The sequence below is a fragment of the Methylosinus sp. Sm6 genome, from assembly GCF_019802345.1.
GTDB lineage: Bacteria > Pseudomonadota > Alphaproteobacteria > Rhizobiales > Beijerinckiaceae > Methylosinus.
The window spans coordinates 1-22,108 of the sequence record NZ_JAINDZ010000022.1 but is presented as its reverse complement, the minus strand read 5'-3'; the positions used below and the strand labels follow the sequence as shown (position 1 = coordinate 22,108).

Sequence of the window (22,108 nt, the reverse complement as noted above, 5' to 3'; positions counted from 1 at the left end):
GACAAGACCGTTCGAGACCTGACACTATGAAATATCGACCAGAGATTGACGGCCTCAGAGCGTTAGCCATCTTCCCCGTCATATTTTTCCATTCGGGAATTGGGCTCGCCAAAGGAGGCTTTGTGGGGGTGGACGTGTTCTTCGTCATAAGCGGCTATTTGATCACGACCATCATAATCTCGGACATGGAGTCTGGCCGGTTCTCGATTCTGGAATTCTACGAACGCAGGGCGCGCCGAATCCTCCCGGCGCTGTTTTTCGTGATGGCGGCGAGCCTTCCCTTCGCTTGGTTGCTCCTGCTGCCCGGAGACATGAAGCAATTTCTGCAGACCGTGATCGGCGTTCCGCTTTTTGTCTCGAACATTGTCCTTTGGAGAGAGAGCGGGTATTTCGATGTTTCCGGTGAGATGAAGCCATTGCTACACACATGGAGCCTGAGCGTAGAGGAGCAGTTCTATATTTTATATCCGGCGTTCCTCCTGCTATCGTGTCGACTGGGAAAGCGGTTTGTGCTGTGGTCCTTGGCGGCGGGGGGCGTCGTCAGCTTGCTGCTCGCTCATTGGGCCGCATACCACAACGCAAATGCCGGCTTTTTCTTGCTGCCGACCCGAGCCTGGGAATTGATACTGGGCTGCTTTTCGGCATTCTACCTCTCGCAGGCGCCCGGTCTCTCGCCATCGCTGAAAGAATATGGAGGCGTGGCCGGACTTTCGCTCGTGGCGATTTCTATATTGTTCTATGGGCCCGCCACGCCCTATCCGGGCATTTATGCGCTCGCTCCGACCCTTGGCGCTCTGTTCATCGTCGTTTTTGCAACGCGGGAGACATGCGTCGGTCGGCTCTTGAGCTGCAAGTTGATGACGGGCGTCGGCGTTATCAGCTACAGCGCGTATCTCTGGCATCAACCTATATTTGCATTCGCACGCTATGCTTTGCCGAGCAGCGAGAATATATTGGTCGCACCCGCCCTCGTCGCCCTGGTGTTCCTCTCAGCCTTCGTGAGCTGGCGGTTGGTCGAGCAACCCTTTAGAGACCGAAGCCTATTTGATCGAAAGAGCATTTTCATGTCATCGAGCGTGGCGTCGGCGGCATTCATTGGCTTTGGCGTGGTCGGCTATCATACCAACGGATTCGCCTCGCGCTTGCCCGAGGAGGACAGAGCTCTGGGGGCCATTTCCAAAGTGGAAGCCGGAAAATATGTGGAACAGAACTTCTCCACTTTGCTCCTTCGCAACTTCTCTCGTTCTTCCGGCCGTCTGAAAGTCATGCTCATCGGTGACAGTTTCGCCGAAGACATCGCGAACGCGGTGCTGGATGGGACGGATGGTTTAAAGGAACGGATCGAGCTGTCGACTTTTCACATTTCCCATCGTTGCGGCAATCTCTATGTCGAAGACATTCTGCTAAAGATTGCCGATGAAGCCCGCAATTTTTGTCTTCTCGGAAGCGGCGCGAATGGCGGCTACCGAAACGAGAAGCTCAGAGGCCTACTGCTCGCAGCCGACGTTGTCTGGATCGCATCGGCTTGGCAAGCCTGGCAAGCGCCTCTCGTCGCGCGGAGCGTCGCCAACTTGAAGCGCGAATTTGGGAAGCCGGTGGTCGTGTTCGGAACAAAGACGTTTGGAGAGGTCGATCTGCGCGAACTCATACGGATGAAGAGCCAGGAGAGATTGCGCTATCGCAGCAAGCTCCCCGAGGAGCATTTGGCCATCAACCGAGCCATCGAGGCGTCGCTGAGGGACGCTGAATTTATCGACGTCAATGATCTATTATGTCGAAGCGAGACGTCATGCGGATTGTTCACGGAGGACGGAAAGCTGCTCTCCTATGACGGCTCCCACTTGACAATTCATGGCGCAAGATACCTCGGCGAACGCCTCGCGAGTGTGAGGACGCTTCGCGATCCGACGGGAGTCGTAACGATGGGCGGAGGATCGAGACAATGAAGCTGTCGATCGCGATGGCGACGTTCAATGGCGAGAGGAACATTGGCGCGCAGCTCGAATCGTTTCTTTCTCAAACCCGTTTGCCTGACGAGCTCATCGTCTGCGACGACGGTTCCAGCGACGAGACGCTTCCGATCGTCGAGGCCTTTGCGAAACGCGCACCCTTTCCGGTCATGGTCTATAGAAACGAGGCGAACCTCGGGTACACCAAGAATTTCGAGACGGCCGCGCGCCGCTGCAGGGGAGACATTGTATTTTTTTCCGATCAGGATGATGTCTGGTTGCCGAGAAAAATGGAAGCCGTTGAAGCCGCGTTTCGCGCCGACGACAGTAAGCTGCTGTTCGTCCACGACGGAAAAATCGTCGATCGTGACCTGCGGTGGCGTGGCGCTACGAAGCTCGGTCAGGTCAAATCCGGATGGGGAGCGAATATGGGGCTTGCGACCGGGGCGCTTTCCGCGATGCATCGAGACTTGAAATCCATCGCCTTCCCGATTCCCGACGAGATAGTCGGACATGATTGGTGGATTTATGCGATCGCACGAGGCTTGAAGGTCGATGGCGTCATAGAGGAGCCGCTGCAGCTGATCCGGCGCCATGGCGAGAACACGTCCACATGGGTCGCGAGCTCGGTCGCTCGAATCAATAAGATGGATGTTCTCGTGAGCCAGATGAGAACGGAGCCGGCGTCGTCCTACAAAGACCGATTGGATTACAACAATTGCTTAGCTGAACGCTTGACGCGAGTTCGAGAAGCGTCCGGCTGCAGGTTTCGCGCCGGGGTGATCGACGCCGCGCTCGCTGAGCTGGAAGTGGAGATGTCAGCGCTGCTGCGCCGAAGCGAGCTCGTAGACGCAGGCTTCCTCGCGCAAAAGAGAATTGCATTGGAGATGCTGGCTCAGGGTAAATATCGTCATTTCAATGGAGTTCGAAGCTTTCTGAGGGATATTGTGCGTCGGGAGTGGGGGCGGCCGTCGGCGCCGGGCGGAAACGCGGCCTGTCTGGAAAAAAGCCATTGATCCGCTCGGCGCGCTTAGGAGACTGAGATGAAGGTGTCCATTGCAATGGCGACCTACAATGGCGCGAGATGGATAGAGGAGCAGCTCGACAGCTTCGCGCAGCAGGATCGCCGTCCTGATGAGCTGGTGGTCTGCGACGATTGCTCGGGGGACGAGACGATTTCAATCATCGAGCAATTCAGAAGGCGGGCGAGCTTCGAGGTCCGCGTCGTGTCGAATGAAAAGAATAGCGGGCACATCAGGAGCTTTCTTCGGGCGATGTCGCTGTGCCGCGGCGATGTGATTTTTTTGAGCGACCAGGACGACACGTGGCGGAGGACCAAAATATCGACGATGATTCGTCTGATCGAGGAGAACCCACGCCGCCACGTTTTTGTGAACGATGCCGAATATACTGACGGGAATGGAACGCCTTGCGGATTGACTGTGCTCCAAAAATGTGTGAGCGTCGGAGCCAGCGCGGGTGGGCATATCGCGGGGGCTTGCACCGCGATGACGAAAGAGTTTGTGGCCTTCATTCTCCCGGAAGATTACGCTGAAATGCCCAAATACCACGATGTCTATATACATCGTTGGGCGAAGGCGCTCGGATGCAAGCACATAACCACAGACGTGCTCCAGACATGGCGGATTCACGGGAGCAACTCGTCTGCGGCCACGCAGATGACGACGCCCGAACGCGTGTCCATGTTGACATGGCGCGCGAAGTTCAAAGGGGCCGATTCGAGATCGGATTATTTGACCAAAGCCCTGCAATTTCGAAGGATGTGCATCCATCTTGCCGCCAAGCGCGATGAATTTTCTCGTCTCGAGGTCGCCGCTGATTACGGCGATGTGCTCGGGGAACTGTCGAGACATATCGATGCGTTTGAAAACAGGGCGGCGCTGCACGACGTGTCGTATCCGGGCAGGCTGGCGGCGATCGCCGATATGGCGCTGCGCGGCAAATACAAATATTTTTATGGTTGGAAGAGCATTGCCAAGGATTTGTTGATTTGATCGGCGGGGAGAGCGCCTTCCGTCTTCGGCGCCCGTTCGCTTTTGATTGTCATTGAGAAGAAGCAGCGAATCGATGTGCGGAATAGCGGGATGCCTGTTCGCCGGGCCGGCGCAGCGAGGCTTGTCCATTGTCGCAGCAATGAGCGAGCGATTGTCGAGCCGCGGGCCCGATGAGTCAGGCGCATGGGGCGACGAGCAGGGGCGGGCTTTTCTCGGTCATCGGCGCCTGTCGATCATCGACGTGTCCGCCAATGGCCGGCAGCCGATGCGGTCGATCGGCGGCCGATATGTCGTCGCTTTCAATGGCGAAATATACAATCATCTGGAGATGCGGGCCGAGCTGGAGGAGGCTGGCGCGTATGCGCCCTGGCGAGGCCATTCGGACACCGAGACGCTGCTGGCGGCGTTCGAGCGCTGGGGCGTCGAGCCGACGCTCGATCGCGCGGTGGGCATGTTCGCGATCGCGCTGTGGGACACGACTGCGCGCACGCTTCACATCGCGCGCGACCTTTTCGGCGAGAAGCCGCTCTATTATGGTTGGGTGGGACGCGATTTCGTGTTCGGGTCCGAGCTCAAGGCCTTACGCGCGTTCCCAGGCTTCTCCAATCCGGTCTGCCACAAGGCGCTGGCGCTCTACATGCGGTTCCTCTATGTCCGCATCTATAGCGGCGTCTACAAGCTTGAGCCGGAATGCGATCTCAGCATCGACACTTCGGCCGGGACGATATCCGGCGATCCGCTACGCCCATCGACGGCGCGCCGCGGCCTCACCCTGCGGCGTTGGTGGTCGCTGGGAGCAACGGTCGAAGCGGGCGCGCGTCAGCTGTTCGACAATGAAGACGAGGCGGTGCGCGCGCTCGAGGACAGGCTGCGGGAGGCGATCCAATTTCAATCGCTCGCCGATGTCCCTGTCGGCGCGTTTCTCTCCGGCGGCGTCGATTCCTCCACCATCGTGGCGCTGATGCAACGGCAATCGGCGCGCCGCGTGCGCACCTTTACAGTGGGTTTCGAGGACGCGGGCTTCGACGAGGCGCCACATGCGCGCGCCGTCGCGCGTCATCTCGGCACCGAACACGCCGAGCTGTTCGTGACCGCCGCCGAGGCGCGCGCCATCATTCCCCGTCTACCCGCCATTTACGACGAGCCGTTCGCCGACTCGTCCCGGATCCCGACTCATTCGGTCTGTCGCGCAGCCCGCGAGCAGGTGGCCGTGGCGCTCTCAGGAGATGCCGACGATGAGCTGTTCGGCGGCTACCACCGCTACTTTTGGGCCCCGCGCATATGGCGTCGCCTCGCTTGGTTGCCTTATCCTGCGCGAAGCGCGCTCGCGGCGTCGCTCGCGGCGGCGCCGATGGCGGGGTGAGAGGTCCTGAACGGACCGATCAATGCTCTGTTGCCGGGAAGCCGAGGCGTCGCTCGCCTGGGCGAGAAGGCGCAAAAGCTCGCTTCGCGCCTGCATGGCGCGCGTGACCTCGACGATTTGTACCGCAATCTCGTCTCGGAATGGCAAGTGTCGTCGAACGTGCTTCGATACGACTCGGCGCGAGATCCAGAGCGGCCCATTCCATTGAGCGACGTTTTGCCGGCGACTGGTGTGGAGCATGGCCAATTGCGGATGATGTACCGCGACTGCATGAGCTATCTGCCAAACGACATATTATGCAAGGTGGATCGAGCCGCCATGTCGATCGGCCTCGCGACGAGCGCTCCCTTTCTGGATCATCGTGTCGCCGAGATCGCATGGCGGCTCCCCCTGGATAAGAAGATCAGAAACGGGCAAGGCAAATGGGCGCTCCGCCGAGTGCTCGACAAATATGTGCCGCGCGCGCTGATCGAACGGCCGAAAACCGGCTTCGGCGTTCGATTGCACCAATGGCTGCGAGGACCGCTGCGTGATTGGGCGGAAAGCCTGCTCGTGGAGTCGACGCTGGAACGGGATGGCCATTTCGATGCGGCGCCCATTCGGCGTGTATGGCGTGAATATCTCGGCGGCCGGCGCGACCGGACGGCGAAGCTCTGGAGCGTTCTGATCTTTCAGAACCGGCTGGAGGCCAACGGCTAGAATGCTGCCCTATTGGCTGATGTTCCTCGCGCCGGCGCTGTTGGCGGCGAGTTCCAGCAGCGTGAAAGCGCCGATAGCCGACGCGCGCAAAGCCATCGTCTGGGACTTCGTCTGGCTGTCGCTGACCTTGCTGATCGGTTTTCGCCACGAAGTGGGTGGCGACTGGGCGTCTTATGAAAGGATGCTGGACAACACAGCGGGTCTCGACCTCGGGGAGGTGCTGCTGCGTGGTGATCCCGGCTATAATCTGTTCAATTGGATCAGCGTCGGCCTGGGATGGGACATCTACGGCGTCAATCTGGCTGGCGGCGCGATCTTCTCCTTTGGACTGCTGACTTTTTGTCGGGCGCAGCCACAGCCCTGGCTCGCGCTGGCGGTGGCGATGCCATATCTGGTGATCGTCGTCGCCATGGGATACAGCCGCCAGGGCATTGCCCTCGGGTTCACAATGCTCGGCTTCGTCGCGCTCTGCAAAGGCTCCAATTTGAAGTTTGCGATCTGGATCGCGCTCGGAGCCACCTTCCACAAGACGGCGGTGCTGATCATGCCGATCGCGGCGCTCGCATCCTCGAAGAACCGCTATGCGACGGCTGCCTGGATCGCTCTGCTCGGCGCCGGTCTTTACAAGGTGCTGCTGGAGAAAGACGCCGACAACCTCTATCGCAATTATGTGACGGCAGATATGCAATCGGAAGGAGCGCTCGTGCGCACTCTGATGGGCGCCGTCCCGGCGATCATTTTTCTGGTTTGGCGAAAGCGTTTCCAGCTCGAGAAGGCCGAGGCGGACCTCTGGACATGGCTCGCGGTCATTGCCGCGACATTACCGGTTGCTCTGGCCGTGACGAGCGCCTCGACGGCGATCGATCGAATGGCGCTCTATATGCTCCCTCTTCAGCTCGTCGTCTTTGCGCGAATGCCGGACGCGCTGGCGACGCCCGATCCGAGGGAGGGAAAGCGGACCGCCGTCGCGGATGCGCCGGTTGTCACGGCTGCGATCCTCGTTTATTATGGCGCAGTCCTTTTTGTCTGGCTGAACTTCGCCACCTACGCGCATTTTTGGCTGCCTTATCAATTTTATCCATGGGATGGTTCGTTTTGAAGCTCCTTCTCTTCGCCAACACCGACTGGTATCTGTACAATTTCGAAAAATCTCTCGCCGCAGCGCTGCGCGATGGCGGCCATCGAGTGATTCTGGTGTCGCCTCCGGGGCCCTATGGCGCGAAGCTTCGATCTCTCGGCTTCGATTGGGTGGCCGCTCCGATGGATCGCGGCAGCTTGAATCCTTTTCGCGAGCTGACGCTTCTCGCATGGCTGTGGAACTTCATGCAGCGTGAGCAGCCCGACATCGTGCATAGCTTCACCATAAAATGTGCAGTTTATGGCGCGCTCACCGGGCGCCTGGTCGGCGCGCGTTGCGTCAGCGCCGTCGCTGGAATGGGCTATGTTTTCACGAACAACGAACTCAAGGCGCGCGTGCTCCGGCCGCCGCTGCGGGCGCTGATGCGCGCTGCTCTCGGAGGAGAGCAGGCGCGCCTCGTTCTTCAGAATCCAGACGATGTGCATTTCTTCGAACAGTCGAATATCGCCCCGCGCGAACGAATTCGGCTCATATGCGGCGCGGGAGTGGACTGCTCGCGGTTCGTGGCTCCGAGCGAGGCGCCCACGCGCGCCGAGGGAGCGATCCGCGTCGTGCTCGCGGCGCGCATGCTCTGGGACAAAGGCGTCGCCGAATTCGTCGAAGCCGCGCGAATGCTGAAGGACGAAAACAGGTCCGTGCATTTTCTGCTGGCGGGCGCTCCCGACGAGGGGAATCCAGCGGCCGTGCCGGAGCGCAAGCTGCGGGAGTGGCAGGCGGAGGGGCTCGTGCAATGGCTCGGCCACGTCGGCGACATGCCCGCTCTGCTCGCGAGCGTCGACATTGTCGTGCTGCCGAGCTATCGCGAGGGCCTGCCCACGATCCTGATCGAAGCCGCGGCCTGTGCTCGTGCGCTGGTCACGACTGATGCGCCGGGCTGTCGGGAGGTCGTCACCCACGAAATCGACGGTCTCCTGGTGCCGGTCGGCGACACGAAGGCGCTGGCCTCGGCGATCGCGCGTCTGCAAGACCAGCCAGAATTCGCTCAGCGCCTCGGGAAGGCCGCTCGCAAGAAAGCGCTTTCCAAATTCGACGAGCAGATCGTGATCGCGCAGACCTTCGCGGTATACGAGGAGCTGGCGGCGCAGTGACGTCGACACGAGACCCGAAAGCCGAATGAAAGGTTCCACGATGCCGCGACTGTTGCTGGTCACGAAGAAATTGGGGGAGTCATACCCCGGTGGACGCGAGCTGTTTTGGCGATTCAACCGTGATTGTCTGCGCGACATATTCGGAGAGAATCTATTTGTGGTCGAGCTGGAGCCGACCCCGGTGCGCACGCCGGCCGCGGTTGTCGCTGCGATGAACGGCCACATCGACGGGGTGAGCCGTGCTTCCCTGATCGCAATCCTGAAGATGGTCCAGGAAAATAGGATCACGCAGGTTTTCATCGACGGCTCGAACATGGGGGAGGTCGCGGCCGCCTTGCGGTCGCAGGGCGGTCCCGTCAAGATCACGACCTTTTTCCACAACGTCGAAGCGCGATTCTTCCTCGGCTCGCTTCGTGCGTCGTGGACTCCGCGCGCGCTGCTCGTGCTGATCGCGAATTACCTGGCCGAGCGGAAAGCGGTGAAGCACAGCGACGTGATCATAGCGCTCTCGGAGGCCGACAGCCGAGGGCTCGAGCGGACATATGGACGAGGCGCGTCGTTGATCTCGCCCCTCGCGCTCAGAGATCAAATGACGTCGACGCAGGACGTCGACGGCGATATCGGGCGCGGCGCTTATGTCTTGTTCGTGGGAGGCGCGTTTTACGCCAACAAGGCCGGCATCGTTTGGTTCGTCGACAATGTCGCGCCCAGGATCGATTGCGAGACCGTGGTCGTCGGACGCGGCATGGAAGAGTTGAAGCCCGATCTGGAGCGTCCTGGGAAGGTGCGCATTGTCGGCGGCGTGAAAAGCTTGTCGCAATGGTATTTCGGCGCGAAGCTCGTGATCGCCCCGATTTTCGACGGCTCGGGAATGAAGACCAAGGTCGCGGAGGCCTTGATGTTCGGAAAAAAAATCGCCGGGACGCCGGAGGCCTTCAGCGGCTATGAGGACATCGCCGCGCGCGCCGGTTGGATTTGCAAGAACAGTGATGATTTCGTCGCGACCATCAATTCGCTGGGCGGGGTCTCATTGCCGAGCTTCGATCCAAACGTGAGGGCGCTTTACGAAGAGCGGTATTCCTATCCGGCGGCGCGCGCCCGGTATGCGCAGGCGCTTGGCGGTCGGTGACACATTCGCGGCGTATAAGCCAACTCGCGCGGGATGCAAAAGGTGACCAAAGCGATCTGCTTTTTTACCGCGAGATATTCCGTGTCGGGCGTGCCTCTGGCTCAGCTTCGTCTCGCCAAGGCCTTCCTCGAGAGAGGATACCGCGTGGACTTCGTTTTCGGCTATGTGCCCCCCGGCGTCGACGCGCCGAAGAGCGGGGGAGTAAGCATATATGACTTCGGCCAACCGCGCGCCGTCAATCTGCTGATCCCCATCACGCGCTTCATCAGCGAGAGGCAGCCGGATGTGATCTTCTCCGCGGAGGATCACCTCAACGCTGTGGTGGCCTTCGCCACATATCTTTCTGGATCGCGTGCGAAATTGAGCGTTTCCTCCCGCGTCACTCCCTATGAGGCCTATTCGAACGTTCCGTTCTCCAAGAAATGGGTTTTAAAGCAGGCCAGCCGGCTGCTGTGGCGAAGAGCCGACGTGCTGACATGCGTCTCGAAAGACATGGTCGGGCAATATCGGAATGTTTTCGGCCAGACCCGCCACAGGGCTATCTACAATGTCATTGTCGACGACGATTTGCATCGAAAGAAGAACGAAAGCGTGGACCATCCGTGGTTCGCGGATACGGACGTTCCGCTCATCGTTTCCGCTGGCCGGCTGGCGCCGGAAAAGAGATTCGCGGATGTGATCGCAGCGGTCAAGATCGTCAACGACAGCAGATTCGCACGGCTCGTCATTTTGGGAGACGGTCCCCTGCGGGAGGAATTGCAGGCGCTGATCGATCGATTGGAGCTCGCAGATCGCGCGCAGCTCCTCGGATTCCAGAGCAATCCGCTGAAGTATTTCCAGAAGGCGCGGCTGTTCGTTCTTGCGTCCCGCGTCGAAGGTCTGCCCAATGTCCTCGTGGAGGCCATGGCTTGCGGCTGTCCCGTCGTCTCGACGAATTGTCCCACGGGTCCGCGCGAGGTGCTGAAGGATGGCGAGTTCGGTGAGTTGGTTCCGGTCGGATCGCCGCAGGACCTGGCGCGGGCGATCCTGAGAGCGCTCGAGACGAAGCCGAAGGCCGAGAAGCTGCAGGAGGCCGTGCGTCCGTTCACGACGGATGAGGTCGTCGCGCGTCATCTCGCCGCCCTGGGGCTGGCATAACGACAATGGAGGAGCCTGTGTCTCGCCTGAATATAGCGCTTGTGATCAAGGCCATGAGCCTTCCCGGCGGCGGCGCGGAGCGCGTGCTCGCCAGTGTCGCATCCGGGCTCGTCGACCGCGGGCACTGCGTCACTCTCATCACCAGCGATCCGCCCGATACGCAGCCGTACTATCCGCTCTCTCCCTCCGTGCAGCGGTTGTTTCTGGGCGTCGGAACGGTCGAGCGCAGCTCGAAGCTCTGGGAAGTCGTCAAGCGTGTCTGGCTCATCCGGCGAGAAATATTGGACCGTCGTCCGGACGTCGTCATCGCCTTCATGCACAGCTCGTATATTCCGATCGGAATGGCGCTCGTGGGCACGGGCATTCCCGTGGTCGCGAGCGAGCACATAGGCTTCGAGCATTATCGACTCCGGCCTTTTCAGCAAGCGCTCCTCATGCTCACGCCCTTGATCGCGATCAGGATCACTGTCGTTTCCGAGCAGATCAGAATGCAATTTTCATATTGGCTGAGGCGCAGGATGGTTGTCGTGCCCAATCCGATCGGCTCGCCGCCGCCCGAAGGTTCGACTGTGAAAGAGGCTGCCGCGGATCGAAAGATATTGCTCGCGGTCGGACGCCTCGCCTCGCAGAAGGATCACGCCTGCCTCATCGCCGCTTTCGCCAGACTCGCATGGCGCTTTCCCGATTGGACCTTGAGGATCGTCGGCGAGGGAGAGCTGCGCGGCGACCTCGAACGGCAGGTTGCCGATTTGGGCCTTAGAGATCGTGTCGACCTGCCTGGCGCGATCAGGGAAATCGACCTCGAATATCGCAAAGCCCGCCTCTTCGTGTCGCCGTCGAGATATGAAAGCTTCGGCTTGGCGACGGCCGAGTCCTTGATCAGTGGCACGCCGGCAGTGGCCTTCGATGATTGTCCCGGAACCGACACGCTGATCGAAAACGACGTGAATGGTGTTCTCGTCGATGGAAAAAGAGACCGAGTCGAGGCGCTGGCGATCGCATTGGAACGATTAATGGCCGCTCCCGAAGAGATCGAGCGACTTTCTCGCGCAAGCGCGATGCGAATTCGAGAGGCATATCGGCTGCCGAAGGTGCTCGACGTCTGGGAGGATGTCCTAGCGAATTCTCGGGCTCCAGCTGGATAATAAGCGCGCCCCGCTTCGGGGGCTCACGATTTTTGCGGTGGTCTTTGGAGGTAAGAAATGTTTTCGATATTCGCGCGCCTCGAAAACAGATTTCGGCATTTCATATTCCCGCACCCGGCCGTTTCCGAATTCTACGCGAGCGCGACAGACGAGCTGAGGTCTCGGTATAGAGGGCGTTCCGCCGAGATATTTTTTTCTAACAACGGAAGGATGGTCTACAAATGGCTGCATTATCTTCCGATTTACGATTGTTTGCTGGGGCCGTATAGCGGCGCCGACGTCAAGATGCTTGAGATCGGCGTTTATAAGGGCGGCTCTCTCGCACTTTGGCGCAAGCTTTTGGGCAAGGAGGCGCGCATATTCGGAATCGACATAAACCCGCAATGCGCGTCCTATGGTGGCGACGATGCGCTCGTTCGCATCGGCTCGCAGAGCGACCTGATTTTCTCCGCAGCGTCGTCGATGAAATGGGCGGGCTGGACGTTGTGCTGGATGACGGCTCCCATATTGCGAGTGATCAGCGCGCGAGCTTCGACGCGCTTTTTCCGCTGCTCGACGAAGGCTGCCTCTACATCATCGAGGACATGCAAACGGCCTACTGGCCGCTGTGCTACGACGGCGGACTCGAGCGCAAGGGCACGGCGATCGAATTCCTGAAGGAAAAGATCGACGACATGCACAGGCATTACTGGCGCAAGGGCTTGCGCTCGGCGGAGCGGACGACCGAGATCGAAAGCATCCAATTCTTCGACGGTCTCGCCGCCGTCAGGAAGCGCCGGCAGCTTCCGAGGCTTCACGTCAAAATTCCAGAACATGAAGCCGTCGATTGAAAGCCGCTGATGCTGCCGTCGACTGCCTCCGGGCAAGAACGAAGGCGATGGCTGCGACGTCGAGCGTGCGCGCTTTCGGCGTCTCCATCACTGGAGAGATCAGCGCAAAATGCCGCTGTTCGATGAGAGGAGGGCTATTCATGCACAAAAGCTCGTTGCTGAGAATGGAGTGGTTCGTTCAAAATTATGTGTCGGCACATGACAAAAGGACAAAGATTCTCGATGTCGGGAGCTACGGCGTCAATGGCACCTACAGGAGAATTTTCGACGATCCGAGGTTCGAATATGTCGGCTTGGACATCGAGGCCGGCCCGAACGTGGATTTCGTGCCGGAATCTCCCTATTCCTGGAAGGAATTGGCGGACGACAGCTTCGATGTGGTGATCTCGGGCCAGGCGCTCGAGCATATCGAGTTCTTTTGGATCACCGTCGCCGAGATGACCAGGGTGCTGAAGAAGGACGGGGTCTTGTGCATCATCGCTCCCAATGGCTTTGCCGAGCATCGGTACCCCGTCGATTGCTGGCGATTTTTCACGGATGGAATGATCGCCCTCGCAAGATACGTCAATCTGGAGGTTCTGCATGCGCATACCAACAGCGCGCCATCGAAAGACAACAAGGAATGGTATAGCGCGACCCAGGCAGATGCGATGCTCGTGGCGAGAAAGCCCTATTCGGGCAAGCCGGCCCTCGTCGATCTGGGGCGGTACAAATGCACGCCGGCCGATCCGAGAGCCGTCGGACAGGGAATGGTCCCTTACGTGGCGCATGTGAACGGCATTGTCCATAGGATCTATCATCGGATCGGCCGCTCGATCGGCGTCATTTAGCAATATTGCGTAAGTCGACCGGGCTCACCGCATTGTTCATCGGGGCGACGGTGCATCGTGGAGGTCTCCCGTCGAGCCGGCCGCGGAGCCGTTCGTCGTCGCGAACCGGGGGACGAGCGACGCGAGCATCGCCGTTCCGCTCGAGGCCGGGCGCTCGCCTGCCGAAGCAAAGGCGCATTGAAGCGCTGCCGACACGCGCGGCAAAGCTGAAGTCCTAGCTACTTACGTTGAAATTTCATTTGTCTGTCGAAACACGTTGCTGTTATCTTTGGCAAGGCGCGACTTGGATATGCATGACGAAATTTGCGCTTTAAAGGTTGATGCGTCGACGATTCGACATTGCGTTCTAACTGCGCCCTTCGAAGGGAGACCTGATATGAAAATTGCGCCGAAAATGGTTTCTGTAGCAGCGGTCCTACTGAGCGCGAACGTGGCGCTGGCGGCGCCCGTCGCCGTCGTCCGCGAGACGTCGGGCCAAGTGTCGATCCAAACCGTGGAGGGCATTGTCACGGCGAATCGGGGAACCCAGCTGTCGGAAGGCGATCGCTTGGCCGTCGGCAACGGCTCCGCGACCGTGTCCTACCTGCGCGGCAAGTGCAAAGGAGAACGCGAAATCGGTCCCCGTTCGATCGCCGTGATCTCGGTCTCCGGGAAAGAGTGCTCGAAGCGAATCGAGGGGGCGAAGGCGCAATCCTCGGACCCGGATCTCTCGGGATATATACTCCCCGGCGCGGCCATCCTCGCGGGCGGCGGCATCGCCGCCGGCCTCGCCGCTTCCAATTCTTCTAACGGCGGCTCCGCCTTTCCGGTGGTGATCCAGATCAGCCCTTGATTCGTGTCGTTGCCCGAATGCGCGCACGCTTTCCGACGCGTGCGCGCATTTTTTTGACGCCAGAAGCTCATAGTCGGAGCATTCGATGGTGAACCGCACATTGCGCAAGTCGGGCGGCGAGTGGCTGGTCGTGTCCCTGTTTGCCGTCATGCTCCCGTTGGGCGGCGCGACCACGCAAGGTCATTGGTCGGACGCGATCGCGCAGCTGGCCAGCTTGGCGCTCATCCTCCTCGCCGCGATCCGTCTGATGCGCTTCAATTCGCCGGCGTCTGGTCTCGGCCCGCTTTTTCTCGCGGCGATCATCGTCGCGGTCCCAACGGTCCAGCTATGGCCCTTGCCGCCCTGGATTTGGTCGAGCCTCGCGGGAAGATCGTCGATTTATGAGGGTTTCGTTCAGGCGGGAATCGATCCGCCGTGGCTCCCGCTCAGCCTTCGGCCTGAGACCACGCTGCGCAGCTGTCTCTCGCTCGCTCCGCCGATCGCCGTGTTCCTGTCAGCCGCGTTTCTCGGGCCGGGAACGCGCCGATCGATGGCGTTTCTCGTGCTGATGTTCGCGGCGCTGAACGTCGTTCTCGGAGTTGCGCAGGTCGCTGGCGGACCTCAGTCGCCGCTGCGCTTCTTCGAGACCACCAATGTGAACGCGGCGGTGGGGTTCTTCGCCAATAGAAATCACTACAGCGCGTTGTCCTACAGCGCGGCGGCGCTGCTCGGCGCGTGGTCGATCGGCCTGGCTCGAGACAGAGACGAGATCAGAGCCGTTCCGCTCGTCCTCTGTCTCTTGCTCTATGTCACGCTCATTTTCGGCGTCGTATCCGCGGGCTCGCGCGCAGGACTGTCGCTCATGGTTTTGGCGGGGCTGGGGCTCGGGGCGATGGCTTTGCGCGAGTTCGGTCGTTTGGACAGCCTCGTCGCGGCTCGCGCCGGAGAGGTTTCTCGGCGTCTCGGCAAGCTGTTGGCGGTTGCGGCGAGCGCCGCCGTCCTCGCGGCGGCGGTCTGGAGCGACGCGCTCGTCCAGATCGTCGAGAGGATCGAGCCGCGCGTCGAGATTTTTCGCACGACATGGACTGCGGCGAGCGCGTATACGCCGGTCGGGGCGGGATTCGGGACCTTTGCGTCGATCTATCAATGGTTCGAGACTCCGCAGCAGATCACGCCGGAGCTGATCAATCGCGCTCATAACGACTGGTTGGAATTGTGGCTGGAAGGCGGCTTGCCGAGCTTGGCGGTCGTCGCCGTATTGTCCGTCAGCCTATTGGCCGCGAGCAGGCGAGTCTGGCGCGACGTCGGCAATGGCGTCGACGATTTCGACCAGAGACTGGCGCGCGCATCCAGCATCGTGGTTTTGCTGCTGGCGATTCATTCCCTGGTGGATTACCCGCTGCGCACGACCGCCCTGGCCTGCGTATTTGCCCTGGCGTGCGGGAATCTGGTCGGTTGGCGTAACGTCGCGGCGGTTGCAGGAGTCGGCGCGTTGGACGACCGCCTGGTCGTTCGTTCGGCGCATCGGACCGCGGCTCGCTAGTGGCTTGCGTCGACGAATTTGAAGCATCTCGAGAGCGATGCCTGAAGGCTCGCGGTCCAGGGCCGCGCTTGGACCGCGAGCCTTCAGGCGCGCTCTGTCGGCCCTGTCAAATCGGCTGAATCACGCGGCCAGTCCTTGTTTCCATCGGCGACGGAAAGGTCTCCAGAATGGGCAACGCTTGTTGCGCTCGCGGCTGTTTTTTCGAGCGCCTTTGAGGAGGATCTCGGCGCAATGGCCACAGATCTGAATTTGCGTCCGCCTTTCCGCTGGATCGAAAATTTGCTCACGGCCGCGAGAGCCGCTCGGCGACTCGGCGGCTTCTTCGAGCGAAGCTATCTGGTCAAAGGAGGCGTGGCGTTCGCCGTGCTTGTCGCGGCTGGCGCAGTCCATCTGATCGGATCTTCACCGTTCGAGACACGAGTTCGTTCAGAGGTCGTCGCTATTTCCGCCGGGAATGAAAAGCTCCACCTTTCCGACGATCTGTCGACGGCGGCCTTTGCTCCGGCCCAGCTCCGGGCGGGTTTCGATTGGCGCGAGGGCGCCATGGGCGTCGTCTTGACCTGGGAGCCGACGCCCCACGACTTGAGAATATATCGCATCCCCGCCGGACGATCGAAATATGTCCAGGCGGATGGCCTATCGGGGCAGTTGTTCGACGCCGACGTCGTTCCAGGGCGCGTCCATTCTTATGTGGCGTGCGCCTATTTTCGGGGTCACGAATATTGCCCGGATCCGATCGGCTTCGAAATTCCAGAGGAAATTTTGCGCTGACGCGGAAGGGATTGCGTGATGGCGCGGTTCGACCATTCGGTAACGGCGAAGCCGAGCGCGACTCCGGCCTTTGGCTTGGTCGTCGTCCTGGCCTGTCTGCTGTTGCTCGTCCCTCGAACGGCCGCATCGTCGCACAACGAGGTGACCGGCTGGGCGAAGCTCTTTGGGCCGCATCCCGTGGATCGTGGCGGAGACATTTCGAGCTATGTGAACGCCGTCGCCGCTGCGAACAGATCGGAGGCTCTGGTTGTGATCGAAGGCACCTGCGCTTCCGCTTGCACGATCAAATTGGCTGCGAAGAACAGATGCGTGCGACCGAACGCCATCCTCTGGTTCCACGCCGCGCTGGAGGGCTCGTTCGTCTCGACGACCGGGAATGCATTGCTGCTCGACGCCTATCCGTCGCGAGTGCGAGAGGAGGTGCTTCGGCGCCATATGCTCGACGACATGACGTTGAATCCCGAGAATACTCTCACCGGCCGTGAACTGATCGGCCTCGGCGAGAGGGCGTGCCGATGAGAGTTGGGCGTGTGTGCAGGCAAAGACGGCCCGTCGCCAAAAATCGGCGCGAGCGTCCGTCGGCGAATTGTCGGCGTCGGCGCCTACGCCGCCGTTTGAGAGTCGGGTTCTGAAATCAGGGAAGGTTTTTCATGCAGGGCATTCGCTTCAGGAGACAGATGGCCGCCTTCTTCGCCGATCCTCCCCGCGGTTGTCGAACGGCCGTTCGAACCCATCGACAGGCCATGCCCGCGTCGCGCCACGACGCCATCTCGTCCGCTACACGGTCGATCGGCTTGTTTAGCGGCCGCCGTTATTTCGGCGATCCGCGCTTTCCGCATCTTTCCCTGATTGGCCGATGATCGGCATGATCGGATCGCGCGTCAAATCTCGACATCGACGATCTCGAGGCTCTGCTCCATCCGGCGCCGCCGTTGATCCGATGCGATTCTCCTGTTTTTGTTCCGTGCGTCTATCCGATCCGGCCGCTGCATCCTCTTCGGAGATGCGCCGGCAGCCAGGAGGCCGAGCGGATGGTGAAAGATACCGTGGAATTCGAGGCCGTCGTCGGCCGTCGTCCGGAAAAACCGGATCATCGCAGCGCCGACGACGAGCAGTTCCGCCTGACTCTGGAAAAGGAAGAGCTTCGCAAGCTCATTTTTGACAAGCCGCCGCGAGCTCCTTCGAACGCCTGTGGGGAAAGCGCCGTTCGGACCGAGCCGAAGCGCGGTCGCCTCGACGACGAACGTCGCTCCTGCGGCAGCGTCGCCGCGGACGGAGCGCGATTTCAGAGTCCCCGGGCCCGTGATGTCGCCGCCGCGCGGCCGAAAGCGAAGCGAAACGCGAGATCCGACGAGAAAGACAGCGAGCCGACGGATCGGCGTCGCGCGCGGGCCACGCCGAATCGCAATCCGGCGGGAGCCGCGGGGCGGCCGGAAAGGCTGCCCGCTGTGAGCTATATCGCTGCGGCGGTCCTGCTCGTCGCGTCGGGTCTCGGGGCTCGGCTGGTTTGGCCGGACGACGCCGTCGATCCGCTTCCGCGACCGAATAGGGTCGAGACTGTCCGGGCGACGGACGTTGCGCCGAAAGCGGCGCGACCCGCGACCCGGGACGAAGCGATCGCCGAGCCGCCGAAGGTAAAGCATTCGCAGGAGACGATCGAAGAGGCGCCCGTCGACGCCACGACAGAGCAGGCGAGGCCCCTGTCTTCGGAAATCGCCATGGAGACGCCCTCCCTCGGCGCGCACGTCGCTCCGCCGCAGACAACGGCGGCCGCTGCGCCGTCGCCGCCGAACGCCAGGATTTGGCCGGGCCGCTTCTCGTTCTCCGACAATGGAGCGTCGTCGGCTGTGGGCTCGATACGCTTCTCGACGTCGCCGCGCGTCGAATCTCCTGCCGCCGCGGACGCGAAGCCGGCGTCCGCGCCCAGCCAAATCCGCAACGACAAAGGACCGAATGCGGCGGCGTCGCATATCGAGAAGAGGATGTCGCCGCGCCCGCGTTCGGTCGCTCCAGCCGCATCTGTGCTTTCGGCGAAAGCAAGGGCTGCGGAGCAGTCCGACATCGTCGGACAGGATCGAGCGCTCGAGCGTCGAGACGACGATCGAGCGGAGCAGCTCGAGCCGCCGAGCCGCCCTGCATCGAACGAGTTCGAACGGCCGTCCTTGCAGGGGGCCTTGGAGTCTCTCGCCGAAATGCTCAGGGACGGGGGCCAGCCCCGCGACGGCGCGCGCTGATGTGACCGACGCCGCCCCGACGCGCGAGGCCCATTTCTTGCGCGAAGCCGGCGAGATGCGCGGCCCAAACCGGTGACGACGATCCTGAATGAGGTAACGACATTCGATCTTTCTGGCGCGATCCGTCGCCCGGAATTCGGCGATCTCGAGAGCGCCGTTCGGATCGACGCCAAAGATTTCGACGCTGTTCTTCGGTCGGGTTCCAGGCTATCGGATTGCTCCCGATACGAGAAATTCTCTGACATGGATTAACCACACTATGCGAATGCTCGTCACCGGCGGCGCGGGGTTCATAGGATCGGCCGTTTCCCGGCGCATCATCGAGGCGACGCCTCATCATCTCCTCGTGTTCGACAAGCTCACTTATGCGGGCAATCTCGATTCGCTCGCGCCTGTCGCCGATGACCCGCGCTATTCCTTCCGCAGGGCCGACATCTGCGATCGCGAGGCGGTCGCTGCGGCGATGCGGGAGTTTCAGCCCGACATTGTGATGCATCTCGCCGCCGAGAGCCATGTCGATCGCTCGATCGACGGTCCCGCGGCCTTCATCCACACCAATGTCGTCGGCACTTTCACCATGCTCGACGCCGCGCTCGACTATTGGCGCGCGCTCGACGCCGAGCGCGCCGCCGCCTTCCGCTTCCTGCACATCTCCACCGACGAAGTGTTCGGCGCGCTCGGCGCCACCGGGCTGTTCCGCGAGGATACGCCCTATTCGCCCAACTCGCCCTATTCGGCGTCCAAGGCCGGCTCGGACCATCTGGCGCGCGCCTGGCGCGAGACCTATGGCCTGCCGACCATCGTCACCAATTGCTCGAATAATTACGGGCCCTATCACTTCCCCGAGAAGCTGATTCCCTTGATGATCCTCAATGCGCTCGAGGGACGGCCGCTGCCGGTCTATGGCCGCGGCGAGAATGTGCGCGACTGGCTCTACGTCGACGATCACGCCGCGGCGCTGCTGCTGGTGGCGACGCGCGGCGCCGTCGGCGAGACGTACAACATCGGCGGCCGCTCGGAGATGCGCAACATCGACGTCGTCACGACGATCTGCGACATTCTCGATGAAATCCGCCCGCGCGCCGCGGGGCCCTATCGCGAGCTCATCGCTTATGTGACCGATCGCCCAGGCCATGATCTGCGCTATGCGATCGATTGCGCGAAGATCGAGCGCGAGCTCGGCTGGCGCGCCTCGGAGACTTTCGAGACCGGCATTCGCAAGACCATGCGCTGGTATCTCGACAATGAGGACTGGTGGCAGGCGATCCGCTCCGGCAAATATCGCGGCGAGCGGCTCGGCCAGTTCACGGCGCCGAGCGAGCGGCCGTCGACCATGGCCGTCGCGGCCGGAGAGTGAAGGCATGATCGTCGAAGAGACGGCGCTCGAGGGCGTCAAGATCGTCACGCCCAAGAAATTCGGCGACGAGCGCGGCTTCTTCTCCGAGACGCATAATCAGAGCAAATGGGACGCTCATGGCCTGCATTATCGCTTCGTGCAGGACAATCATTCGCTCTCGCGCGAGGTCGGCGTGATCCGTGGCCTGCATTTCCAGACGGCGCCTTTCGCGCAGGCCAAGCTGGTGCGCGTCGTGCGCGGCCGCATTCTCGACGTCGCCGTCGACATCCGCCGCTCCTCGCCGACATTCGGACGCCACGTCGCCGTGGAGCTTTCCGCCGAGAATTGGCGGCAGCTCATCGTGCCGATCGACTTCGCGCACGCCTTCTGCACCGTGGAGCCGGACACGGAAGTCGTCTACAAGGTGACGAATTTCTATTCCGCCGCCAATGATCGCGGGCTCGCCTTCGACGATCCCGATCTCGGCGTCGAATGGCCGGTCACGCCGGAGCGCGCCATCCTCTCCGACAAGGACCGCCGCTGGCCACGCCTGCGCGACCTCCCGGACGCATTCGACTGACGGCCTCCATGCGCCGCCGTCATCGGAGCGCAGGGCCAAATCATCTCTTGATCTGCTGGAGCGCGCCGCCGGCTCGGCTCCCGGCGAATTCGCGTCTCGACAACAACGAACTCGCGCGGCTTCACCGCCGCGCGCTTCCCCATTGGCGGGCCTCGCTCGCCGCCCGCGTCGACCGCCTGCTGGCGACGCCGTCTCTCCGAGGAGTCTGACATGCGCGGAATCATTCTCGCCGGCGGCAGCGGCACGCGGCTTTATCCGGTGACGCTCGCCACCTCCAAGCAATTGCTTCCGGTCTATGACAAGCCGATGATCTATTACCCGCTGAGCACGCTGATGCTGGCGGGCGTGCGGGAAATTCTGATCATCACGACGCCGGAGGACATGTCGGCGTTCGAGCGGCTGCTCGGCAGCGGCGCGCAATGGGGCATCTCGCTCACCTATGCCGTGCAGCCCAGTCCGGACGGACTCGCGCAGGCCTATGTCATCGGGGCGAGCTTCGTCGAGGGACGCCAATCCGTGCTCGTGCTCGGCGACAACATCTTCTATGGCCACGGGCTCATCGAGGCGCTGACAGGGGCCGAGGGCTCCGGCGCCGGCGCGACGGTGTTCGCCTATCACGTCAGCGATCCCGAGCGTTACGGCGTCGTCGAGTTCGACGCCGAGGGACGCGCTCTGTCGCTCGAGGAGAAGCCGAGGACGCCCAAATCCAATTGGGCGGTGACGGGGCTCTATTTCTATGACGAGCGGGCGCCGCGCTTCGCCGCCGAGCTGAAGCCCTCGTCACGCGGCGAGCTCGAGATCACCGATCTCAACAATGTCTATCTGTCGCTCGGGGATCTGAATGTGCAGCGGCTCGGACGCGGCTTCGCCTGGCTCGACACGGGAACGCCGGCCTCGCTGCTGGAGGCGGCCGAATATGTGCGCGCCATCGAGCTGCGCCAGGGCCAGCGAATCGCCTGCCTCGAGGAGATCGCCTTTCATCGAGGCTGGATCGACGCGGATGCGCTGCGCGCCGCGGCGCGCAGGCTCGCCAAGAACCAATATGGCGCCTATCTGTTGCAGGTCTTGAACGAGAGATGACGCTCGGCGAGGGTCGGTTGCGCGCCCTCGATTTGCGACGAGAGCACGGTTTTCGCGCGCATGACGACCTCGATGTCGAGAGACGGTTTCCGCACACTGTCGCCGAGGCGCCACACAGGGCAATGGGGTGAACGCAGGAAGAGGCGTACTACCCTCCCCTTTAAGGCTACCGCATGCACCCGTCTTGCTATGCATGCCGCCGCCATGGCCGGGCTTGTCCCGGCCATCCACGCCAAGCCGCGGAGACACGCCGAGAAAACAGCCTCGATCTGCGGATTTCACGCTTCAAGCCAAGTCGTCGAGCCTAAAATTGCGAGAAACCTCGGCGTTGCGGCGTGGATGGCCGGGACGAGCCCACGGCTGTCCGGCACAAAAATTGGTTGTACAAGCGCATGACATTGATTCTAATCCGGTCCTGAGTTTGGCGACT

19 protein-coding genes and 1 pseudogene are annotated in these 22,108 nt (G+C 61.4%); 19 read left to right on the top strand and 1 reads right to left on the bottom strand.

Translation table 11 applies throughout. The features are described 5' to 3' along the window. Positions 1–26: 26 nt before the first annotated feature. The 16 genes and pseudogenes from K3F48_RS15010 to K3F48_RS14935 all read left to right on the top strand — a co-directional run bounded on the left by K3F48_RS15010 (position 27) and on the right by K3F48_RS14935 (position 17,308). Complete coding sequence (locus K3F48_RS15010) at positions 27–1,946, top strand: acyltransferase family protein (protein WP_222576246.1); 1,920 nt, start codon at positions 27–29, stop codon at positions 1,944–1,946. Beyond that, positions 1,943–2,965, top strand: coding sequence for a glycosyltransferase family 2 protein (locus tag K3F48_RS15005; RefSeq protein ID WP_222576245.1), 1,023 nt, complete (start codon positions 1,943–1,945; stop codon positions 2,963–2,965). Before K3F48_RS15010 ends, K3F48_RS15005 begins: the two co-directional genes overlap by 4 nt. Before the next feature lie 27 nt (positions 2,966–2,992). Further along, on the top strand, positions 2,993–3,964 hold the full coding sequence (locus K3F48_RS15000) for a glycosyltransferase (RefSeq protein WP_222576244.1): 972 nt from the start codon (positions 2,993–2,995) through the stop codon (positions 3,962–3,964). A gap of 73 nt (positions 3,965–4,037) precedes the next feature. Further along, positions 4,038–6,026: pseudogene (gene asnB / locus K3F48_RS24945) on the top strand (asparagine synthase (glutamine-hydrolyzing)). A gap of 1 nt (position 6,027) precedes the next feature. Then, entirely contained in the window at positions 6,028–7,125 is a 1,098-nt protein-coding gene (locus tag K3F48_RS14990) for an EpsG family protein (protein ID WP_222576243.1), read from the top strand. Continuing rightward, positions 7,107–8,252: a glycosyltransferase family 4 protein gene (locus K3F48_RS14985; protein WP_222576242.1), complete on the top strand. Its 1,146-nt coding sequence runs from the start codon at positions 7,107–7,109 to the stop codon at positions 8,250–8,252. Before K3F48_RS14990 ends, K3F48_RS14985 begins: the two co-directional genes overlap by 19 nt. 157 nt (positions 8,253–8,409) lie before the next feature. Next, entirely contained in the window at positions 8,410–9,381 is a 972-nt protein-coding gene (locus K3F48_RS14980; RefSeq protein ID WP_222576241.1) for a glycosyltransferase family 4 protein, read from the top strand. Between the two features lie 42 nt (positions 9,382–9,423). Further along, positions 9,424–10,518 (top strand): glycosyltransferase, encoded by a 1,095-nt coding sequence (locus K3F48_RS24940; RefSeq protein WP_222576240.1) that lies wholly within the window; start codon positions 9,424–9,426, stop codon positions 10,516–10,518. Positions 10,519–10,535: 17 nt separating this feature from the next. After that, positions 10,536–11,663 carry a glycosyltransferase family 4 protein gene (locus tag K3F48_RS14970; RefSeq protein WP_222576239.1) on the top strand — a complete coding sequence of 376 codons (1,128 nt, stop codon included), beginning with the start codon at positions 10,536–10,538 and terminating at the stop codon, positions 11,661–11,663. Positions 11,664–12,130: 467 nt separating this feature from the next. Beyond that, a complete protein-coding gene (locus K3F48_RS14965; RefSeq protein WP_222576238.1) occupies positions 12,131–12,493 on the top strand; it encodes a hypothetical protein in 363 nt (120 codons plus the stop codon). 140 nt (positions 12,494–12,633) lie between these two features. Then, positions 12,634–13,323: a class I SAM-dependent methyltransferase gene (locus K3F48_RS14960; protein WP_222576237.1), complete on the top strand. Its 690-nt coding sequence runs from the start codon at positions 12,634–12,636 to the stop codon at positions 13,321–13,323. Between the two features lie 376 nt (positions 13,324–13,699). Beyond that, on the top strand, positions 13,700–14,155 hold the full coding sequence (locus tag K3F48_RS14955; RefSeq protein WP_222576236.1) for a hypothetical protein: 456 nt from the start codon (positions 13,700–13,702) through the stop codon (positions 14,153–14,155). A gap of 85 nt (positions 14,156–14,240) precedes the next feature. After that, on the top strand, positions 14,241–15,677 hold the full coding sequence (locus K3F48_RS14950) for an O-antigen ligase (RefSeq protein ID WP_222576235.1): 1,437 nt from the start codon (positions 14,241–14,243) through the stop codon (positions 15,675–15,677). Between the two features lie 231 nt (positions 15,678–15,908). Then, positions 15,909–16,448, top strand: coding sequence for a hypothetical protein (locus K3F48_RS14945; protein WP_222576234.1), 540 nt, complete (start codon positions 15,909–15,911; stop codon positions 16,446–16,448). 18 nt (positions 16,449–16,466) lie between these two features. Further along, a complete protein-coding gene (locus tag K3F48_RS14940; protein WP_222576233.1) occupies positions 16,467–16,967 on the top strand; it encodes a hypothetical protein in 501 nt (166 codons plus the stop codon). 131 nt (positions 16,968–17,098) lie between these two features. Next, positions 17,099–17,308 (top strand): hypothetical protein, encoded by a 210-nt coding sequence (locus K3F48_RS14935; protein WP_222576232.1) that lies wholly within the window; start codon positions 17,099–17,101, stop codon positions 17,306–17,308. 21 nt (positions 17,309–17,329) lie between these two features. On the opposite strand, the gene K3F48_RS14930 is transcribed toward K3F48_RS14935, so the two are convergent. Further along, a complete protein-coding gene (locus tag K3F48_RS14930) occupies positions 17,330–17,542 on the bottom strand; it encodes a hypothetical protein (protein WP_222576231.1) in 213 nt (70 codons plus the stop codon). Between the two features lie 1,399 nt (positions 17,543–18,941). Here K3F48_RS14930 and rfbB point away from each other — a divergent pair. The 3 genes from rfbB to rfbA all read left to right on the top strand — a co-directional run bounded on the left by rfbB (position 18,942) and on the right by rfbA (position 21,678). Beyond that, positions 18,942–20,039, top strand: coding sequence for a dTDP-glucose 4,6-dehydratase (gene rfbB / locus K3F48_RS14925; protein WP_222576230.1), 1,098 nt, complete (start codon positions 18,942–18,944; stop codon positions 20,037–20,039). 4 nt (positions 20,040–20,043) lie between these two features. Next, the gene (gene rfbC, locus K3F48_RS14920) at positions 20,044–20,598 is read left to right on the top strand and encodes a dTDP-4-dehydrorhamnose 3,5-epimerase (RefSeq protein WP_222576229.1); all 555 of its coding nucleotides are present in this window, start codon (positions 20,044–20,046) and stop codon (positions 20,596–20,598) included. A gap of 210 nt (positions 20,599–20,808) precedes the next feature. Continuing rightward, positions 20,809–21,678 carry a glucose-1-phosphate thymidylyltransferase RfbA gene (gene rfbA / locus K3F48_RS14915; protein ID WP_222576228.1) on the top strand — a complete coding sequence of 290 codons (870 nt, stop codon included), beginning with the start codon at positions 20,809–20,811 and terminating at the stop codon, positions 21,676–21,678. The last annotated feature ends 430 nt before the right edge of the window (positions 21,679–22,108 follow it).

Excerpts from the sequence above, each read along its gene's own strand:
- K3F48_RS14940 (WP_222576233.1), top strand. The coding sequence starts at position 16,467 with ATGGCGCGGTTCGACCATTCGGTAACGGCGAAGCCGAGCGCGACTCCG.
- K3F48_RS15000 (WP_222576244.1), top strand. The coding sequence starts at position 2,993 with ATGAAGGTGTCCATTGCAATGGCGACCTACAATGGCGCGAGATGGATA.
- K3F48_RS14965 (WP_222576238.1), top strand. The coding sequence starts at position 12,131 with ATGGGCGGGCTGGACGTTGTGCTGGATGACGGCTCCCATATTGCGAGT.
- K3F48_RS14985 (WP_222576242.1), top strand. The coding sequence starts at position 7,107 with ATGGGATGGTTCGTTTTGAAGCTCCTTCTCTTCGCCAACACCGACTGG.
- K3F48_RS14945 (WP_222576234.1), top strand. The coding sequence starts at position 15,909 with ATGGCCACAGATCTGAATTTGCGTCCGCCTTTCCGCTGGATCGAAAAT.
- K3F48_RS15010 (WP_222576246.1), top strand. The coding sequence starts at position 27 with ATGAAATATCGACCAGAGATTGACGGCCTCAGAGCGTTAGCCATCTTC.
- K3F48_RS14950 (WP_222576235.1), top strand. The coding sequence starts at position 14,241 with ATGGTGAACCGCACATTGCGCAAGTCGGGCGGCGAGTGGCTGGTCGTG.
- K3F48_RS14955 (WP_222576236.1), top strand. The coding sequence starts at position 13,700 with ATGAAAATTGCGCCGAAAATGGTTTCTGTAGCAGCGGTCCTACTGAGC.
- rfbB (WP_222576230.1), top strand. The coding sequence starts at position 18,942 with ATGCGAATGCTCGTCACCGGCGGCGCGGGGTTCATAGGATCGGCCGTT.
- K3F48_RS14960 (WP_222576237.1), top strand. The coding sequence starts at position 12,634 with ATGCACAAAAGCTCGTTGCTGAGAATGGAGTGGTTCGTTCAAAATTAT.
- rfbC (WP_222576229.1), top strand. The coding sequence starts at position 20,044 with ATGATCGTCGAAGAGACGGCGCTCGAGGGCGTCAAGATCGTCACGCCC.
- K3F48_RS14990 (WP_222576243.1), top strand. The coding sequence starts at position 6,028 with ATGCTGCCCTATTGGCTGATGTTCCTCGCGCCGGCGCTGTTGGCGGCG.
- K3F48_RS14935 (WP_222576232.1), top strand. The coding sequence starts at position 17,099 with ATGCAGGGCATTCGCTTCAGGAGACAGATGGCCGCCTTCTTCGCCGAT.
- rfbA (WP_222576228.1), top strand. The coding sequence starts at position 20,809 with ATGCGCGGAATCATTCTCGCCGGCGGCAGCGGCACGCGGCTTTATCCG.
- K3F48_RS15005 (WP_222576245.1), top strand. The coding sequence starts at position 1,943 with ATGAAGCTGTCGATCGCGATGGCGACGTTCAATGGCGAGAGGAACATT.
- K3F48_RS14930 (WP_222576231.1), bottom strand. The coding sequence starts at position 17,542 with ATGATCCGGTTTTTCCGGACGACGGCCGACGACGGCCTCGAATTCCAC.